This is a genomic window from Streptococcus australis (genome assembly GCF_003943615.1).
Lineage (GTDB): Bacteria > Bacillota > Bacilli > Lactobacillales > Streptococcaceae > Streptococcus > Streptococcus australis_C.
This window is the reverse complement of sequence record NZ_RJPZ01000001.1, coordinates 101,019-117,299: the sequence shown is the minus strand read 5'-3', so window position 1 is coordinate 117,299 and position 16,281 is coordinate 101,019. Positions and strand designations below refer to the sequence as shown.

Below are 16,281 nucleotides of genomic sequence, written 5' to 3'. Positions count from 1 at the left end.
GAATATGGTTCTTTAGAGGCGTTCATTCTCATGATTTTATATGGCTTTCCCTTGATAATCGGATCTTTAGTATACACACTTATTCGTTTGTGCTTTGTTTATAAGAAAAATCTGCAGAAGGGGATTCTAATTTTTCTATCCTATATTTTTGGACCTCTTCTTGTAGGTGCTTTGGGCTTGAGTGTGGTAATGTTATTTCAGCTCCACCAGTTCATGTTCGTAGTTCTTATTTTGATGATTCTGGTTTCCTATTTGCCAGCCATATTTTTGATTATTAGTCAGAATCGCAGGAAGGTATGACATGAATGATATCTTATTACCTATAGTTTTCCCTACTTTCCCATTCTTACCGGTTATATTAGTCGCGACATTTATTTATATTGCTATTAAGAAAAATAAATCCAAGGTCCATTTTTTAGGATATTTTTTCCCACTAGCAGGGATTTTAACTATGAATACAATTAGTGGTTACCCCTCCAAAAATTTCGAAGGACATTTGGCCATTACCATACTATTGGTGTCGTTTTACTTGCCTTTATTGTATGCATCCCTAGTTTATAGTGGCATACGTCTCTATTCGGTTTATAGCCACCAATTATTGAAAGCCTCCTTGATTTTAGGGATTTATATCCTAGCTGGCATCCTTATTCATATGGCGGTTTTTAAAGCTCAAGGCCAATTTCTTAAGGTGAACATCAACATCCATTTAGCGAAACTACTTATTACGATCCTATCGATTCTTCCATCTGTATATCTATATTTTAATAGAAACGAACAATTCCAAGGCTCTTTAAGCGATAAAGGAGTGAAAGATGAGAACTGAAAAAGAAATGATGGAACTGATTGTCCAAACTGCTGAAACCCTCCAAGTGGAAGCAGTGGCTTTATCTGGTTCACGGACCACTCCAGATTCCCCAAAAGATGAGTTTCAAGATTATGATGTGGTCTATATTGTAGAGAATTTGGAAGAGCTGATTTCAGATTTATCTTGGCTAGACCAGTTTGGTAATCGTCTGATTGAACAGCATAATGTCCTAGAACATCGTCATCTTTATCTCATGCTCTTTGAAGATGGGAATCGCATCGATTTGACTCTCTGTCCCAAGGAGCACATTCAAGAGTGGGTGGACAGCGAGGCAGGTTTCAGCGTCTTAAAAGACGACAAAGGCTTGTTTGAAGACTATCTGCCTAATCCGAAGCGCTATTGGATTTGTCCGCCTACCGAAGAAGAATTTGCAGCATCCTGTAATGAATTTTGGTGGGTATCGACTTATGTCGTCAAGGGCATTCGAAGAAATCAATTGGTCTATGCGACTGACCACCTCTATAGCATTTGCCAGCAAGAACTTTTGAAGGTCTTTGCTTGGCAGGTAGCAAGTGCTCGGGGTACCGTAGACATTGGTAAGAACTACAAGTATCTCTTTCGCTATCTGTCTGCTGAGAAGGAGAAGGAGTTCTCAACACTTCTTGATTTATCCAGTATAGAGAAAATCAGTCAGTCCTTATTTGCTACCATGAATGTCTTTCATCGGGAAGCCCAAGATCTAGCCCATAAGATGGAGTTTGACTATGATTGCAAAGAGGCTGAGAAGATGATGGCTTATGCTGAGGAAAAACTGTTGAATCTTTGATTTAATCATCTATTTTAAACACTTTAAACTACAGAAAGGATCGTTTAGTTATTTGTAGTAACTGAACACGGGACTAATTTCCTAGGAAAAAAGATAAATCGGTTTGGGTTCATGGAACCCTGCATCAATTTCCTATTTTTCTACAGAAATTTTCGGCAAGCCGAAACGTCCCTTTGTATCTTATATGAGTAATATTCAAATCATGTCCCTGGAGGACATCATGGGAGAGCGCTTTGGTCGCTACTCCAAATACATTATTCAAGAGCGGGCCCTGCCTGACATTCGGGATGGCTTGAAACCAGTACAACGGCGGATTCTTTATTCTATGAATAAGGATGGCAATACCCATGACAAGGGCTACCGCAAGTCTGCCAAGTCTGTCGGAAATATCATGGGGAATTTCCACCCTCACGGGGATAGTTCTATCTATGACGCTATGGTCCGCATGTCTCAGGACTGGAAGAACCGTGAGATTCTTGTCGAAATGCACGGAAACAATGGTTCCATGGATGGTGATCCACCGGCAGCCATGCGTTATACCGAAGCCCGTCTATCTGAAATTGCTGGTTATCTCCTTCAAGATATCGAAAAGAACACAGTACCATTTGCCTGGAACTTTGACGATACAGAAAAAGAGCCAACAGTTTTGCCTGCAGCCTTTCCAAACCTTTTGGTCAATGGGGCTACAGGGATTTCAGCTGGTTACGCGACAGATATTCCGCCACATAACCTTGCTGAAGTCATAGATGCTGTGGTCTACATGATCGACCATCCATCTGCTAAGGTAGATAAGCTCATGGAGTTTTTACCTGGGCCTGACTTTCCGACTGGTGCCATTATCCAAGGGCGGGATGAGATCAAGAAAGCCTATGAAACAGGTAAGGGACGGGTGGTTGTCCGCTCTAAGACAGAGATTGAGCAACTCAAAGGCAGCAAGCAACAAATCATCGTCACTGAGATCCCTTATGAAATCAATAAGGCTGTCTTGGTCAAGAAGATTGACGATGTTCGCGTTAACAACAAGGTGGCCGGTATTGCCGAAGTTCGGGATGAGTCTGACCGGGATGGTCTTCGTATTGCCATTGAGTTGAAGAAAGATGCCAATGCAGATTTGATCTTGAACTACTTGTTCAAGTATACAGATTTGCAGGTTAACTACAACTTCAATATGGTGGCCATCGACAACTATACCCCTCGTCAAGTGGGGATTGTGCCGATTTTGTCTAGCTACATCGCTCACCGTCGGGATATCATTGTCGCTCGTTCTCGCTTTGACAAGGAAAAGGCGGAACGACGCCTCCACATCGTAGAGGGCTTGATCCGCGTCATTTCTATCCTTGATGAAGTCATCGCTTTGATCCGTGCTTCTGATAACAAGGCAGATGCCAAGGAAAACCTCAAGATCAGCTACGATTTCACGGAAGAACAAGCAGAAGCCATTGTTACCTTGCAATTGTACCGCTTGACCAATACGGATATCGTAACCTTGGAAGAAGAGCATGCTAACCTCAAGGAGCAAATTGCGACCTTGGCAGCCATCATTGGGGATGAACGGACCATGTTCAATCTCATGAAGAAAGAATTGCGTGAAGTTAAGAAACTCTTTGGCAATCCGCGTCGCAGTGAGTTGCAAGACACCGCTAAGACGATCGAGATTGATACAGCTAGTCTGATTGTCGAAGAGGAGACTTTCGTCAGCGTGACCCGTGCTGGTTATATCAAACGAACCTCTCCTCGTTCTTTCAATGCATCTACAGTGGAAGAAGTCGGTAAGCGAGACGACGATGAATTGATTTTTGTAGAGCTTGCTAAGACTACCCAGCATCTCTTGCTCTTTACCAATTTGGGAAATGCCATTTATCGACCTATTCATGAATTAGCAGATACCAAGTGGAAGGATATCGGAGAACACCTCAGTCAGACCTTGACCAATTTCGAGCAGGAAGAAGAAATTCTTTTTGCAGAGATTGTGGATCAGTTTGAAGGCGTGACCTACTTTGCAGCAACCCAACAAGGCCAAATCAAGCGCTTTGAACGCAAGGAATTGAGCCCATGGCGGACCTATCGCTCCAAATCAACCAAGTACGCTAAGCTGAAAGATGATACAGATCGTATTGTCGCTGTTGCACCAGTTGTCCTCGAAGACATCATGATCATTACCAAAAATGGTTATGGTCTCCGCTTCAATATTGAGGAAGTCCCAGTGGTTGGGGCTAAAGCAGCAGGGGTTAAAGCCATTAACCTCAAAGACGGGGATCAGGTGGTAGCTGTCTTTAAGTCTACAACACCAAGTATGTACATTCTGACCCAACGAGGCAGTCTCAAACGGATGTCGCAAGACGATATTCCTGTGACCAGCCGGGCTAAACGTGGACTGCAAGTTTTACGTGAACTGAAGTCTAAGCCACACCGCGTCTTCAAGGCAGGTCCAGTCTTCACGGACCAAGGAGATTTTGATCTCTTTACGAGCCAGGAAGAAGTGGCAGAGCAAGATCAAATCCTTCAAATCACCTCTACAACAGGTCAAGTGACAGAAGTGGATCTTACCCAGCTCAGCTTGTCAGAACGAACCAGCAATGGTTCCTTTGTCAACGATCAAATCTCTGATCAAGAAGTCTTTACTGCTAGAATTAAATAAAAACAAAATTAGCCGGTTTCTGGCTAATTTTTTTGCTAGATAAATTTTCTGAAAATTGCAAACATCACTTGAAATTCTCATGAAATGGTGTAAAATAGAGTACATGAATAAAGTCATCCCTTGTGGTGGCTCTTGCTATTTAGCAAGTCTTGAATGGAAGAAGGAAAACAAAATGACAGTATCACTTGATTGGGAAAATCTTGGATTTTCTTATATGAAATTACCCTATCGATACATTGCTTATTACCGTAATGGAGCCTGGGAGAAGGGAGAGCTATCCGAAGATTCCACTCTTCATATTTCAGAATCTTCTCCAAGTTTGCACTATGGACAGCAAGCCTTTGAAGGATTGAAGGCTTATCGGACAAAGGATGGCAGTATTCAATTATTCCGTCCAGATGAGAATGCCAAACGCCTACAACGGACGGCTGATCGTCTTTTGATGCCTCAAGTTCCAACGGATATGTTTGTGGAAGCTTGTAAAGCAGTAGTTCGTGCCAATGAAGAATATGTCCCACCATATGGAACTGGTGGAACTCTCTATCTTCGCCCCTTGTTGATTGGGGTTGGAGATATTATCGGTGTGAAACCAGCAGAGGAATACATCTTTACCATCTTTGCAATGCCAGTAGGAAACTACTTCAAGGGTGGCTTGGTCCCAACCAACTTCCTGATTCAAGATGAGTACGACCGGGCAGCACCTCATGGGACAGGTGCAGCGAAAGTTGGTGGAAACTATGCTGCTAGCCTCCTACCTGGTAAATTAGCTAAGTCTCGGAACTTCTCCGACGTGATTTACTTGGATCCAGCGACCCATACCAAGATTGAAGAAGTAGGGTCAGCAAACTTCTTTGGAATTACAGCTGATAATGAGTTTGTCACTCCACTGAGTCCTTCCATCTTGCCATCAATTACCAAATATTCCTTGCTCTATCTAGCAGAGCATCGTCTTGGTTTGACACCAATCGAAGGGGATGTGCCAATTGATCATCTAGACCGTTTTGTTGAAGCAGGTGCTTGTGGAACAGCAGCAGTCATTTCTCCGATTGGTGGAGTTCAACACGGAGATGACTTCCATGTCTTCTATTCAGAAACTGAAGTAGGACCAATTACCCGGAAGCTTTATGATGAATTAACAGGCATCCAGTTTGGTGATATTGAAGCACCAGAAGGATGGATTTTCAAGGTAACTGAATAAATCAATCATAAGAGGGGGACTCCCTCTTTTTTCATAGGAATAAATACTAGCAAAATAAAATAATTTAATCATGAAACATTTTCGGCTTGCAAGCATGTGAAAATTTTTGTAAAATAAAGGGGTTGAAATGAGGTGGAAGAATGAGTAAGAAAGATAAAAAAATCGAAATTCAAATTGCAGATAGTAAAGTGCTTGTAGGTAAGGAAACCTTTGATGGCTACCAATTAACGATTGGAAAAAAGGCTATTGCTGAGATTGCTGATATGGGTGCTCAATTTGCTCTTGTTAAAAATGCATCTGTAGACAGTCTTTATAAATCCCTTGAAAAAGCAGTAGAAACTGCCATCGAAAATTATAATTTGAACAAATAAGGGGTTGCATTTTCATTTAATCAATGGTATAATTGTGACTGTTGATTTGCTTGGAGAGATAGCGAAGAGGCTAAACGCGGCGGACTGTAAATCCGCTCCTTCGGGTTCGGGGGTTCGAATCCCTCTCTCTCCATTAGCGTTCATTATGACGATGATAAAGTGACTAATGTCAGCGCTCTTTTTGGGGTATAGCCAAGCGGTAAGGCAAGGGACTTTGACTCCCTCATGCGTTGGTTCGAATCCAGCTACCCCAGTTCTAGGTAATATCAGATAAGGTGGTAAAATATCTACTCAGGTATTTTATTTCTTTATATGAAGAAGTCGTTGTAGATCATTTTGATTTCGTTGCGAGTGCTTGCTTAGGAAAAATAATTATAAGTATGTCAAGTTTAGAAAACTTGATTGTTGGAGGATTTTTTAGATGAATGAATTTGAAGATTTGCTAAACAGTGTTAGCCAAGTTGAGCCAGGTGATGTTGTTACTGCTGAAGTTTTAACAGTTGACGCTACACAAGCTAACGTTGCAATCTCTGGAACTGGTGTCGAAGGTGTCTTGACTCTTCGCGAATTGACAAACGATCGTGATGCTGACATCAATGACTTGGTTAAACCAGGTGAAACACTTGAATTGCTTGTTCTTCGTCAAGTAGTTGGTAAAGATACTGATACAGTAACTTACCTTGTGTCTAAAAAACGTTTAGAAGCTCGCAAAGCATGGGACAAATTGGTTGGACGTGAAGAAGAAGTTGTTACTGTTAAAGGAACTCGCGCTGTTAAGGGCGGACTTTCAGTAGAATTTGAAGGACTTCGTGGATTTATTCCAGCTTCAATGCTTGATACTCGTTTTGTACGTAACACTGAACGTTTCGTGGGTCAAGAATTTGATGCTAAAATCAAAGAAGTTGACGCAAAAGAAAACCGCTTTATCCTTTCTCGTCGTGAAGTTGTTGAAGCTGCATCAGCTGCAGCTCGCGCTGAAGTATTTGGTAAATTGAACGTTGGTGATGTTGTAACTGGTAAAGTTGCTCGTATCACTAGCTTCGGTGCTTTCATCGACCTTGGTGGTGTTGATGGATTGGTTCACTTGACTGAATTGTCACACGAACGCAACGTTTCACCTAAATCAGTTGTAACTGTTGGTGAAGAAATCGAAGTGAAAGTTCTTGACTTGAACGAAGAAGAAGGTCGTGTATCACTTTCATTGAAAGCTACAACACCTGGACCATGGGATGGCGTTGAACAAAAATTAGCTGCTGGTGATGTCATCGAAGGTACTGTTAAACGTTTGACTGACTTTGGTGCATTCGTTGAAGTATTGCCAGGTATCGATGGACTTGTTCACATCTCACAAATTTCACACAAACGTGTTGAAAATCCAAAAGATGTGCTTAAAGTTGGACAAGAAGTAACTGTTAAAGTTCTTGAAGTAAATGCTGCTGATGAACGTGTATCACTTTCTATCAAAGCTCTTGAAGAACGTCCAGCTCAAGAAGAAGGCGAAAAACAAGAAAAACGTCAACAACGTCCACGTCGTCCAAAACAAGAAAAACGTGACTTTGAACTTCCAGAAACTCAAACTGGATTCTCAATGGCTGACTTGTTTGGTGACATTGAATTGTAATATTTTTAAGAGGCTGGGACAAAAGTCCTAGCCTCTGAATTGTCTTTGGATTGTCGAGCAAGACGCAGTGGTTGAGTGGGCTCTACTACGCTGATTTCATCAGCTTTTACAGCCCTACTCAACTGTGCGGAGGTGGGACGACGAAATCGAATTCTAACGAATTACCGATTTCTGTCCCACTCTCTTTTTTACTTGTAATATCCTTGAAAATTTGATATACTATAACAGTTGCCACCCTTAGTGTAATGGATATCACGTAAGATTCCGGTTCTTGAGATGGGAGTTCGATTCTCTCAGGGTGGATGACAATAGGAGAGCTGAGAGGCTCTCTTTTTTTGTTACTGGGCAAGTGATCCCCATTGGTTTGAAAAGGTTGTGGCAGGCTCTCAGGGTCCTTTTGCTTCATGTTCATAAGAAAAAGAAACACCATGTCTAGGACATGGTGTTTGATTATTTGTTTAGTTTTTAGAAGCTGCTTGGAATTCTGGATTCTTCCATGCTTCATCAATAATAGCTTGCAATTCTTTTGCAGATGCTTGCATTTTTTGTGTTTCAGCGTCGTTCAATGGAATATTTACTGGACGAACGATACCGTGGGCACCAACGATAGCTGGTTGACCGATAAAGACGTTTTCGACTCCGTATTGGCCTTCTTGGAAGACTGAAAGTGGAAGTACGGCATTCTCGTCATCAAGGATGGCACGAGTGATACGAGCAAGGGCAACGGCGATACCGTAGTAAGTAGCCCCTTTCTTGTTGATGATGGAGTATGCAGCATCACGTACAGAGATGAAGAGATCTACAAGGTCAGCTTCATTCAAGTCACGGTTTGCTTGCAACCATTGTTCCAATTTTACACCGGCAACGTTAGCATGTGACCAAACAGCGAATTCTGAGTCACCGTGTTCACCCATGATGTAGGCGTGGACTGAACGTGCATCAACACCAATGGTTTCAGCAAGAGCTTGACGGAAACGAGCTGAGTCAAGAGAAGTACCAGACCCGATAACGCGTTCTTTAGGGAAACCTGAGAATTTCCAAGTAGAGTATGTCAAGACGTCAACTGGGTTTGCAGCTACAAGGAAGATACCGTTAAATCCTGAAGCAACAACTTGCTCAACGATTGATTTGTTGATAGCAAGGTTTTTTCCGACGAGGTCAAGACGAGTTTCACCTGGTTTTTGAGGAGCACCTGCAGTAATAACAACGAGGTCAGCATCCGCACAGTCTTCGTACTTAGCAGCATAAATTTTCTTAGGAGAAGTGAAGGCAAGAGCGTGGCTAAGGTCTTCAGCATCACCAACCGCTTTTTCAAACAATTGAGGGATTTCGATGATACCTAATTCTTGTGCGATACCTTGAGTAACAAGTGCAAAAGCGTAAGATGAACCTACAGCGCCGTCACCGACAAGGATAACTTTTTTATGTTGTTTAGTTAAAGTCATTATTCTAAACGTCTCCTTCTATTTTTTTGGGTTACCCCATTCGCATTTATTCTACCACTTTTACTATTCTTTGTCACGGTTTTACGTTTAATTTGGACGATGTAAACGTTTTTACACTTGTGTTCAGAAGGAGAAAAATAGCACTAAATGTGTTATAATAGTATGGTGAATTAATTAAAGAGAGGCATTGTTTTAATGCAGGATAATAACTTAGTTGATGTTAATTTAACATCGGAAATGAAGACCAGTTTTATCGACTACGCAATGAGTGTTATCGTGTCTCGGGCTCTTCCTGACGTGCGTGATGGTTTAAAGCCAGTTCATCGTCGGATCTTATATGGAATGAATGAACTTGGGGTTACGCCTGATAAACCACATAAGAAATCTGCCCGTATTACTGGGGATGTTATGGGTAAATACCATCCACACGGTGACTCCTCTATTTATGAGGCTATGGTTCGGATGGCGCAATGGTGGAGTTATCGTTACATGCTTGTAGATGGGCATGGGAACTTTGGTTCTATGGATGGAGATGGAGCCGCTGCTCAACGGTATACGGAAGCTCGTATGAGCAAGATTGCTCTTGAAATGCTTCGAGATATCAACAAGAATACAGTTGATTTCACAGATAACTATGATGCCAGCGAACGGGAACCAAACGTCCTTCCAGCTCGCTTCCCCAACTTGTTAGTCAATGGGGCGACAGGGATTGCGGTAGGGATGGCGACAAATATCCCACCACACAACCTCGGTGAGTCTATTGATGCTGTCAAGTTAATGATGGACAATCCTGATGTGACCACGCGTGAGTTGATGGAAGTGCTTCCTGGACCTGACTTTCCAACTGGAGCCTTGGTCATGGGCAAATCAGGTATTCATAAGGCCTATGAAACAGGAAAGGGATCGATTGTCTTGCGTTCCCGCACGGAAATTGAAGAGACCAAGACTGGTCGTGAACGCATTGTTGTGACAGAATTTCCTTATATGGTCAACAAGACCAAAGTGCATGAACATATTGTTCGTTTGGTCCAAGAGAAACGGATTGATGGCATTACCGCTGTTCGGGATGAATCAAACCGTGAAGGGGTTCGTTTCGTCATTGAAGTCCGTCGCGATGCCTCAGCTAATGTTATCTTAAACAACCTCTTCAAGATGACCCAAATGCAAACCAACTTTGGTTTCAACATGTTGGCTATCCAAAATGGTGTCCCTAAAATTCTCTCCCTTCGTGAGATTTTAGGATCTTATATTGAGCACCAAAAAGAAGTGGTAACCCGCCGGACTATCTTTGATAAAGAGAAGGCGGAAGCTCGTGCCCATATCTTGGAAGGTCTCTTAATCGCTCTTGATCACATCGATGAAGTGATTAAAATTATCCGGAATAGTCAGACGGATGCAGAAGCTCAAGCTGAATTGATGAGTAAGTTTAAGCTGTCTGAGCGTCAAAGCCAAGCTATCTTGGATATGCGTCTTCGTCGTTTGACTGGGTTGGAACGGGACAAGATTCAAAGCGAATACGATGATCTCGTTGCCTTGATTGCTGATCTTGCTGATATTTTAGCAAAACCAGAGCGTGTAGTTGCCATCATCAAGGAAGAATTGGATGAAGTCAAACGTAAATTTGGAGATCCACGTCGGACAGAGCTGATGGTAGGAGAAGTTCTATCACTAGAAGATGAAGACTTGATTGAAGAGACCAATGTCTTGATTACGCTGTCTAATAAGGGTTACATCAAACGCTTGGATCAGGATGAATTTACTGCTCAAAAACGTGGGGGACGTGGTGTTCAAGGTACAGGGGTCAAGGATGACGACTTTGTCCGTGAATTGGTTTCTACTAGCACCCATGATCGTTTGCTCTTCTTTACCAATAAGGGACGGGTCTATCGTCTCAAAGGCTATGAAATCCCTGAATACGGCCGTACAGCCAAAGGGCTTCCGATTGTTAACTTGCTGAAGTTAGATGATGGAGAATCCATTCAGACAATTATTAACGTCGCTCAGGATCGTAGTGAAGACGCCTATCTCTTCTTTACGACCCGTTCAGGTTTGGTTAAACGGACCAGTGTAGCTGAGTTTGCCAATATTCGTCAAAATGGCTTGAAAGCTCTGAACCTCAAGGATGAGGATGAGCTGATCAACGTCTTCCTCACGGATGGGAATACGGACGTTATCATTGGGACTAAATTTGGGTATTCTGTCCGCTTCAAAGAGTCTGTTGTACGGAATATGGGCCGTTCAGCAACTGGTGTCCGAGGGGTCAACCTTCGTCCAGGCGATCAAGTGGTCGGTGCCAGCGTGATTACAGATCAAGATGAAGTATTGATTATCACTGAAAAGGGATATGGGAAACGCACGCGTGCTGATGAGTATCCAACCAAAGGACGTGGTGGTAAAGGGATTAAAACCGCTAATGTGGCTGATAAAAATGGTCCTCTAGCTGGTCTCATGACTGTCAAAGGAGATGAGGATTTGATGATTATCACCAATACAGGCGTCATGATTCGTACAAGTGTCGCGAATATTTCTCAAACTGGACGTTCGACCATGGGTGTGAAAGTCATGCGTCTGGACCAAGATGCCCAAATCGTAACCTTTACAACGGTTCAAGCTGACGAAAAAGATGAGTCAGAGACTGAAACGGAAAGTGAAGGGTAGGATAAAAAATGGCTTCAAGAAGAAAAAAGAAGAAAACAAGCTTACGCAATCGCTTAATTAATATCTTTGCTACCTTACTGATTCTTTTGTCTATCGCTCTGATTTTTAATGCTCCAATTCGGAACATGATCATGGTTTGGCATACCAATCAGTACCAGGTCAGCAAGGTATCGAAAAAGACCATCGATAAGAATAAAGATGCTAAGACTAGCTTTGATTTTAAAGAAGTCAAATCTCTTTCTACAGAATCTGTTATCAATGCCCAATGGCAGGCACAAAAGTTACCTGTTATTGGGGGAATTGCCATTCCAGAATTGAAGATGAACCTTCCGATTTTTAAAGGCCTAGATAATGTAGGACTTTATTATGGGGCAGGTACCATGAAAGAGGACCAAGTTATGGGGCAAAGGAATTACTCCTTGGCTAGTCACCATGTCTTTGGGTTGACAGGGGCAAATGAAATGCTCTTTTCTCCATTAGAACATGCCAAAGCTGGAATGAAAATCTATATCACTGATAAGGAAAAGGTGTATACCTATGTCATCAATTCTGTTGAGACAGTAACGCCAGATCGGGTCGATGTCATTGCAGATCGTGAAGGGGTAAATGAAATTACCTTGGTGACCTGTGAGGATGCTGCAGCAACTTATCGTACGATTGTAAAAGGTACTTTGGAAACTTCAGTAGATTACTCGAAAGCACCAAAAGATATCCTAGAAGCTTTCACAAAATCTTATAATCAAATGCAATTATAATCAACAAAGAGGCTGGGACAAAAGTCCTAGCCTCTCAATTGTCTTTGAATTGTCGAACAAGACGCAGTGGTTGAGTGGGCTCTACTAGGCTGATTTCATTAGCTTTTATAGCTCTACTCAACTGTGAGGAGGTGGGACAATGAAATCGAATTCTAACGAATAACCGATTTCTGTCCCACTCTCTTTCTGTTAATATTCTGCCAACTTGTAAGAGGATAGTCATAAAATGTTACCTGACTGACATATTTTGGCATGCTTTCTATTTTATAATAGAAGAGTGATAGAAAGAAGCTTGGAGGAAAGGAATGCGAACAGAAGATATCTATACTCTGCTAAGAAATTTCTACGGCTTACTGGTCAATGATTTCCCAAAAACGGGGCTCATTACCAAGGGAATCTACGAAGTGGAACAGGTCTTTGAAACCATCGAAAACCTTCCTGATGACCAAGAGCACTTAATTCGATACGAAATTCGTCAATTCCTAGCAACCTTGGAACAAGTGCAAGAAGGCTATAGAATTAACTTCTCAAATGAAGAAACTCGAATCCTTGAAAACCTAAGAGAAGTAGTTTGTCCTATATAAATTTTATACAGACTCATCCATTTTCCTCCTCAATTGCGAATTATTAATTGAGGAGGTTTTTTATGTATCATATTGTATTTCAAGAAGCTAGTCTTTTACCTAGAGAACGCTTGCTTACAGAAGGCCCTGATAAGCTCAGTAATCAAGAATTGCTGTCCATCATATTACGGACGGGGAACAAAAATAAAACAGTCTACGAGATCGCACAGGAACTCTTAGGCTCACTAAAGAGCTTAAAGGAATTGGCTAGTATGAGCTTTCAGGAGCTACAGGAAGTTCCAGGGATTGGGAAAGTAAAGGCAATTGAGCTGTTAGCTGCTATTGAACTTGGGAAACGAATCCAGACTTCCCAAGTGATTGAAACAGAACAAATTATGAGTAGTCAGAAGCTTGCAAAGATGATGCAGCAAAAGATCGGCCATGAGAAACAAGAGCATTTACTGGCCTTGTATCTGAATACCCAGAACCAAATTATCCATCAGCAAGTGATTTTTATCGGAACAGTCAATCGTAGCATTGCAGAACCTCGAGAGATCTTGCATTATGCCATCAAGCATATGGCGACGTCTTTAATCCTTGTTCACAACCATCCATCTGGAATCATTCATCCGAGTAAGAATGATGATGGTGTCACCCAACAAATGATTGAAGCCTGTAATTGTCTTGGAATTGTTTTTCTTGACCATCTAATTGTCTCAACCGATGACTATTATAGCTACCGAGAGGAGACAGACTTATTGGTATAGACGGAAAGAGAGTGGGACAGAAATCGGTCATTCGTTAGAATTCGATTTCGTCGTCCCACCTCCTCACAGTTGAGTAGGGCCATAAAAGCTGATGAACTCAGCGTAGTAGAGCCCACTCAAGCACTGCGTCTTGCTCGACAATCCAAATACAATTAAGAGGCTAGGACTTTTGTCCCAGCCTCATTTATTAAGTATTTTTGCGCATAAAGTAGAGAAGGGTTTGTAGTTCACTGGTTAGATCGACATATTGGACAACCACATCTTTTGGAACTGTTAAGTGTACTGGTGAAAAGCTGAGGATTCCCTTGATACCAGCTTCAACAAGTACATCTGCAACTTCTTGAGATTTTACACTTGGAACTGTTAAAATGGCTGTTTGGATCTCTTGTCCCTCTAGTTTTTCTTTCAGCGTTGAGATGCCGTAAATCGGAATACCATCTTTACTTTTAGTACCGACTAACTCATGATCATCGGTATCAAATGCCATGACAATCTTCATCTTGTTTCGCTCATGGAAGCGATAGTGAAGAAGGGCACTTCCCATATTCCCAATACCGACGATAGCAACATTGGTGATGGAGTTATCATTTAAGAGATCTGCGAAAAAGTTCATTAACTTTTTGACATCATAACCAAAACCACGTCGTCCTAGCTCTCCGAAGTAGGAGAAGTCGCGACGAACAGTTGCGGAGTCGATCCCGATGGCTTCAGCAATCTGTTTTGAATTGGCTCTCTCGATTTTCTCTGCATTAAAGCGTTTAAAAATGCGGTAGTAGAGGGAGAGTCGTTTGGCAGTAGCACGAGGAATTGGATTAGTCTTATCTTGTTTCACAATATCACAACCTTTCAAATCTATTGTATAAAAAGTTTGTGAATAAAGCAACTATCTTCTACTAAAAAAAACACCAAAAAGGTGCTTTTCTTTCTTAGTTGGAATTTCTTAAACTCTGATCAAACTGAATCAGATAGCGATAGAAGTCGCCTATCTTTCCAGTAAAAGGTAATGTTTGTCCCTTGTAGGATACGGAAACAACCTGATAGGAATCTGGAAGGGTCACACAGCCTGAAAAAGCTAATAAACAGTGATCCAAATTATCGTAGCTGATCTGACGTTCCTTTTTGTATGCATCCAAATAAGTGAGGACTACGAGACCATTGGTCATTACTTTTCAATCCTTTCAAAGATTTCCCGTTCAACTAGACTATCCATAAGGAAGTAAAATTTTTGTTGGATGATTTTGTTTTCTGGATTTTTAAAAATATTGACTAAACGAAGTCCTGACTTGTCAGTAATATTAATTTTAAATCCTGTTAAATCCTTATTGATGATAATTTTTAGCTTAAAGCCATCCCCGCTATTCGGTACAGCTTCTAATAGACGATTTAACTCGTAGTTTCCAACCTTCGTTTGTGCAAAGGTATTGTCGCGGAGGGTGTATTTTTTAATATTTGGATGGATTGCGTATGTGTAATCGCAATTTTGTAATGAGACAGATGTTTCAAATGCCATGTAATTCTCCTAAAATTTTGTGAATCGTTGTTATAAAAGTATCGACTTCAGCAGTCGTATTAAATTCGGATAAACTAATGCGAATAGATTCCTTCAAACGATGAGAATCTTCGCCATAATAAGCCGCAAGAACGTGGCTTGGTTGAACAGTTCCTGCTGTACAAGCAGAGCCGGTTGAGACTGAAATTCCTGCCATGTCTAAACGAAGCAGTAAGATATCATTGCTGATACCTGGGAAGCCAATATTTAAGACATGAGGAAGTTTGGAGTCTGTGCAATTCAGATAAAAATCTAGATCCTCTAGGCCAGTTAGGATACGTTCAGATAGGCTCTGAATATACTGGTAATTTGCGTCTAACTGATCAGTTGCTTCTTTGAGGGCTTGAGCCATTCCAGCAATTGAAATCAAGTTCTCTGTACTAGCTCGACGCTTGTCTTCTTGGTCACCACCGTGTAAGAGATTGAAAAAGTCAGGCTTTCTAGTATAGAGAAGACCAACTCCCTTAGGCCCATGAAATTTATGGGCAGAGGCGGTTAGAAAATCAATTCCTAGCTCTTCAGGGGCTACAGATAGCTTGCCAACGGCTTGAACAGCATCCACATGAAAAGCAGCAGGATGGTCTGTTAAAAGGTCTGAAATAGCCTTGATGGGTAAGAGATCGCCCGTCTCGTTATTGGCATACATGGTGGACACCAAAATAGTATCAGGACGAAGGGCGGCTTGAATATCTTCTGGCCGAATCATTTGATTGACTGGGTGAATAATGGTTACTTCAAATCCATATTCTTGGACCAAATACTCAATCGGTTCCAAAACGGCATGGTGTTCGATAGCCGTGGTGATAATGTGCTTGCCTTTATGTCTGTGTTTAAGACAGTAGCCCTTTATAACAGTGTTATTGCTTTCGGTTCCCCCAGAAGTGAAGGTAATCTGTTGACTAGAGGTCTTTAAACAAGTTGCAACGCATTCCCTAGCATCTCTAAGAATCTTTTTCGCTTGGCGACCGTGGGAGTGGAGACTGGATGGATTTCCGAAACTGGATTCCATCGTTTCTGTCATCACCTTGATCACTCCAGGGCTGAGGGGAGTGGTTGCTGCATTGTCAAAATAAATCACGCCATCA

Annotated in this window: 15 protein-coding genes and 3 tRNA genes; 13 read left to right on the top strand and 5 right to left on the bottom strand. The window is 41.8% G+C overall.

Translation table 11 applies throughout. The features are described 5' to 3' along the window. Positions 1–301: 301 nt before the first annotated feature. From D8785_RS00615 to D8785_RS00570, 9 genes are all read left to right on the top strand, one after another. A complete protein-coding gene (locus tag D8785_RS00615; RefSeq protein WP_125374120.1) occupies positions 302–823 on the top strand; it encodes a hypothetical protein in 522 nt (173 codons plus the stop codon). After that, entirely contained in the window at positions 813–1,631 is an 819-nt protein-coding gene (locus tag D8785_RS00610) for an aminoglycoside 6-adenylyltransferase (RefSeq protein ID WP_125374119.1), read from the top strand. The genes D8785_RS00615 and D8785_RS00610 overlap by 11 nt, the downstream gene beginning before the upstream one ends. Before the next feature lie 184 nt (positions 1,632–1,815). Beyond that, on the top strand, positions 1,816–4,269 hold the full coding sequence (gene parC / locus D8785_RS00605) for a DNA topoisomerase IV subunit A (RefSeq protein ID WP_125374118.1): 2,454 nt from the start codon (positions 1,816–1,818) through the stop codon (positions 4,267–4,269). Between the two features lie 79 nt (positions 4,270–4,348). Continuing rightward, positions 4,349–5,467 (top strand): branched-chain amino acid aminotransferase, encoded by a 1,119-nt coding sequence (locus D8785_RS00600; RefSeq protein WP_312023830.1) that lies wholly within the window; start codon positions 4,349–4,351, stop codon positions 5,465–5,467. A 140-nt stretch (positions 5,468–5,607) separates the two neighbouring features. After that, on the top strand, positions 5,608–5,838 hold the full coding sequence (locus D8785_RS00595; RefSeq protein WP_125374116.1) for a DUF2969 domain-containing protein: 231 nt from the start codon (positions 5,608–5,610) through the stop codon (positions 5,836–5,838). Between the two features lie 52 nt (positions 5,839–5,890). Further along, positions 5,891–5,971, top strand: a tRNA-Tyr gene (locus D8785_RS00590). 49 nt (positions 5,972–6,020) lie between these two features. Further along, positions 6,021–6,092 (top strand) — tRNA-Gln (locus D8785_RS00585). A gap of 167 nt (positions 6,093–6,259) precedes the next feature. Continuing rightward, positions 6,260–7,459, top strand: a complete 1,200-nt coding sequence (gene rpsA, locus D8785_RS00580) for a 30S ribosomal protein S1 (RefSeq protein WP_006596419.1) — start codon at positions 6,260–6,262, stop codon at positions 7,457–7,459. 231 nt (positions 7,460–7,690) lie between these two features. Beyond that, positions 7,691–7,762: transfer RNA gene (locus D8785_RS00570), tRNA-Arg, on the top strand. Between the two features lie 155 nt (positions 7,763–7,917). Here the strand turns inward: D8785_RS00570 and D8785_RS00565 are convergent. Beyond that, positions 7,918–8,904: an L-lactate dehydrogenase gene (locus tag D8785_RS00565; protein ID WP_006596417.1), complete on the bottom strand. Its 987-nt coding sequence runs from the start codon at positions 8,902–8,904 to the stop codon at positions 7,918–7,920. Between the two features lie 195 nt (positions 8,905–9,099). On the opposite strand from D8785_RS00565, the gene gyrA reads away from it, so the two are divergent. The 4 genes from gyrA to radC all read left to right on the top strand — a co-directional run bounded on the left by gyrA (position 9,100) and on the right by radC (position 13,647). Then, the gene (gene gyrA / locus D8785_RS00560; protein WP_125374115.1) at positions 9,100–11,562 is read left to right on the top strand and encodes a DNA gyrase subunit A; all 2,463 of its coding nucleotides are present in this window, start codon (positions 9,100–9,102) and stop codon (positions 11,560–11,562) included. Positions 11,563–11,570: 8 nt separating this feature from the next. Continuing rightward, positions 11,571–12,317 (top strand): class A sortase, encoded by a 747-nt coding sequence (locus D8785_RS00555; protein ID WP_125329445.1) that lies wholly within the window; start codon positions 11,571–11,573, stop codon positions 12,315–12,317. A gap of 305 nt (positions 12,318–12,622) precedes the next feature. After that, positions 12,623–12,901 (top strand): porphobilinogen deaminase, encoded by a 279-nt coding sequence (locus tag D8785_RS00545; RefSeq protein ID WP_125374114.1) that lies wholly within the window; start codon positions 12,623–12,625, stop codon positions 12,899–12,901. A gap of 62 nt (positions 12,902–12,963) precedes the next feature. After that, on the top strand, positions 12,964–13,647 hold the full coding sequence (gene radC / locus D8785_RS00540; RefSeq protein WP_125374113.1) for a RadC family protein: 684 nt from the start codon (positions 12,964–12,966) through the stop codon (positions 13,645–13,647). 187 nt (positions 13,648–13,834) lie between these two features. Here the strand turns inward: radC and D8785_RS00530 are convergent, their stop codons facing one another. The 4 genes from D8785_RS00530 to D8785_RS00515 form a co-directional block, all read right to left on the bottom strand. Next, complete coding sequence (locus tag D8785_RS00530) at positions 13,835–14,479, bottom strand: redox-sensing transcriptional repressor Rex (protein WP_042361403.1); 645 nt, start codon at positions 14,477–14,479, stop codon at positions 13,835–13,837. A 94-nt stretch (positions 14,480–14,573) separates the two neighbouring features. After that, entirely contained in the window at positions 14,574–14,810 is a 237-nt protein-coding gene (locus D8785_RS00525) for a DUF4649 family protein (RefSeq protein WP_125374112.1), read from the bottom strand. Then, complete coding sequence (locus tag D8785_RS00520) at positions 14,810–15,157, bottom strand: DUF1831 domain-containing protein (protein WP_125374111.1); 348 nt, start codon at positions 15,155–15,157, stop codon at positions 14,810–14,812. Before D8785_RS00520 ends, D8785_RS00525 begins: the two co-directional genes overlap by 1 nt. Then, complete coding sequence (locus D8785_RS00515) at positions 15,147–16,274, bottom strand: cysteine desulfurase family protein (protein WP_125374110.1); 1,128 nt, start codon at positions 16,272–16,274, stop codon at positions 15,147–15,149. The genes D8785_RS00520 and D8785_RS00515 overlap by 11 nt, the downstream gene beginning before the upstream one ends. Between the last annotated feature and the right edge of the window lie 7 nt (positions 16,275–16,281).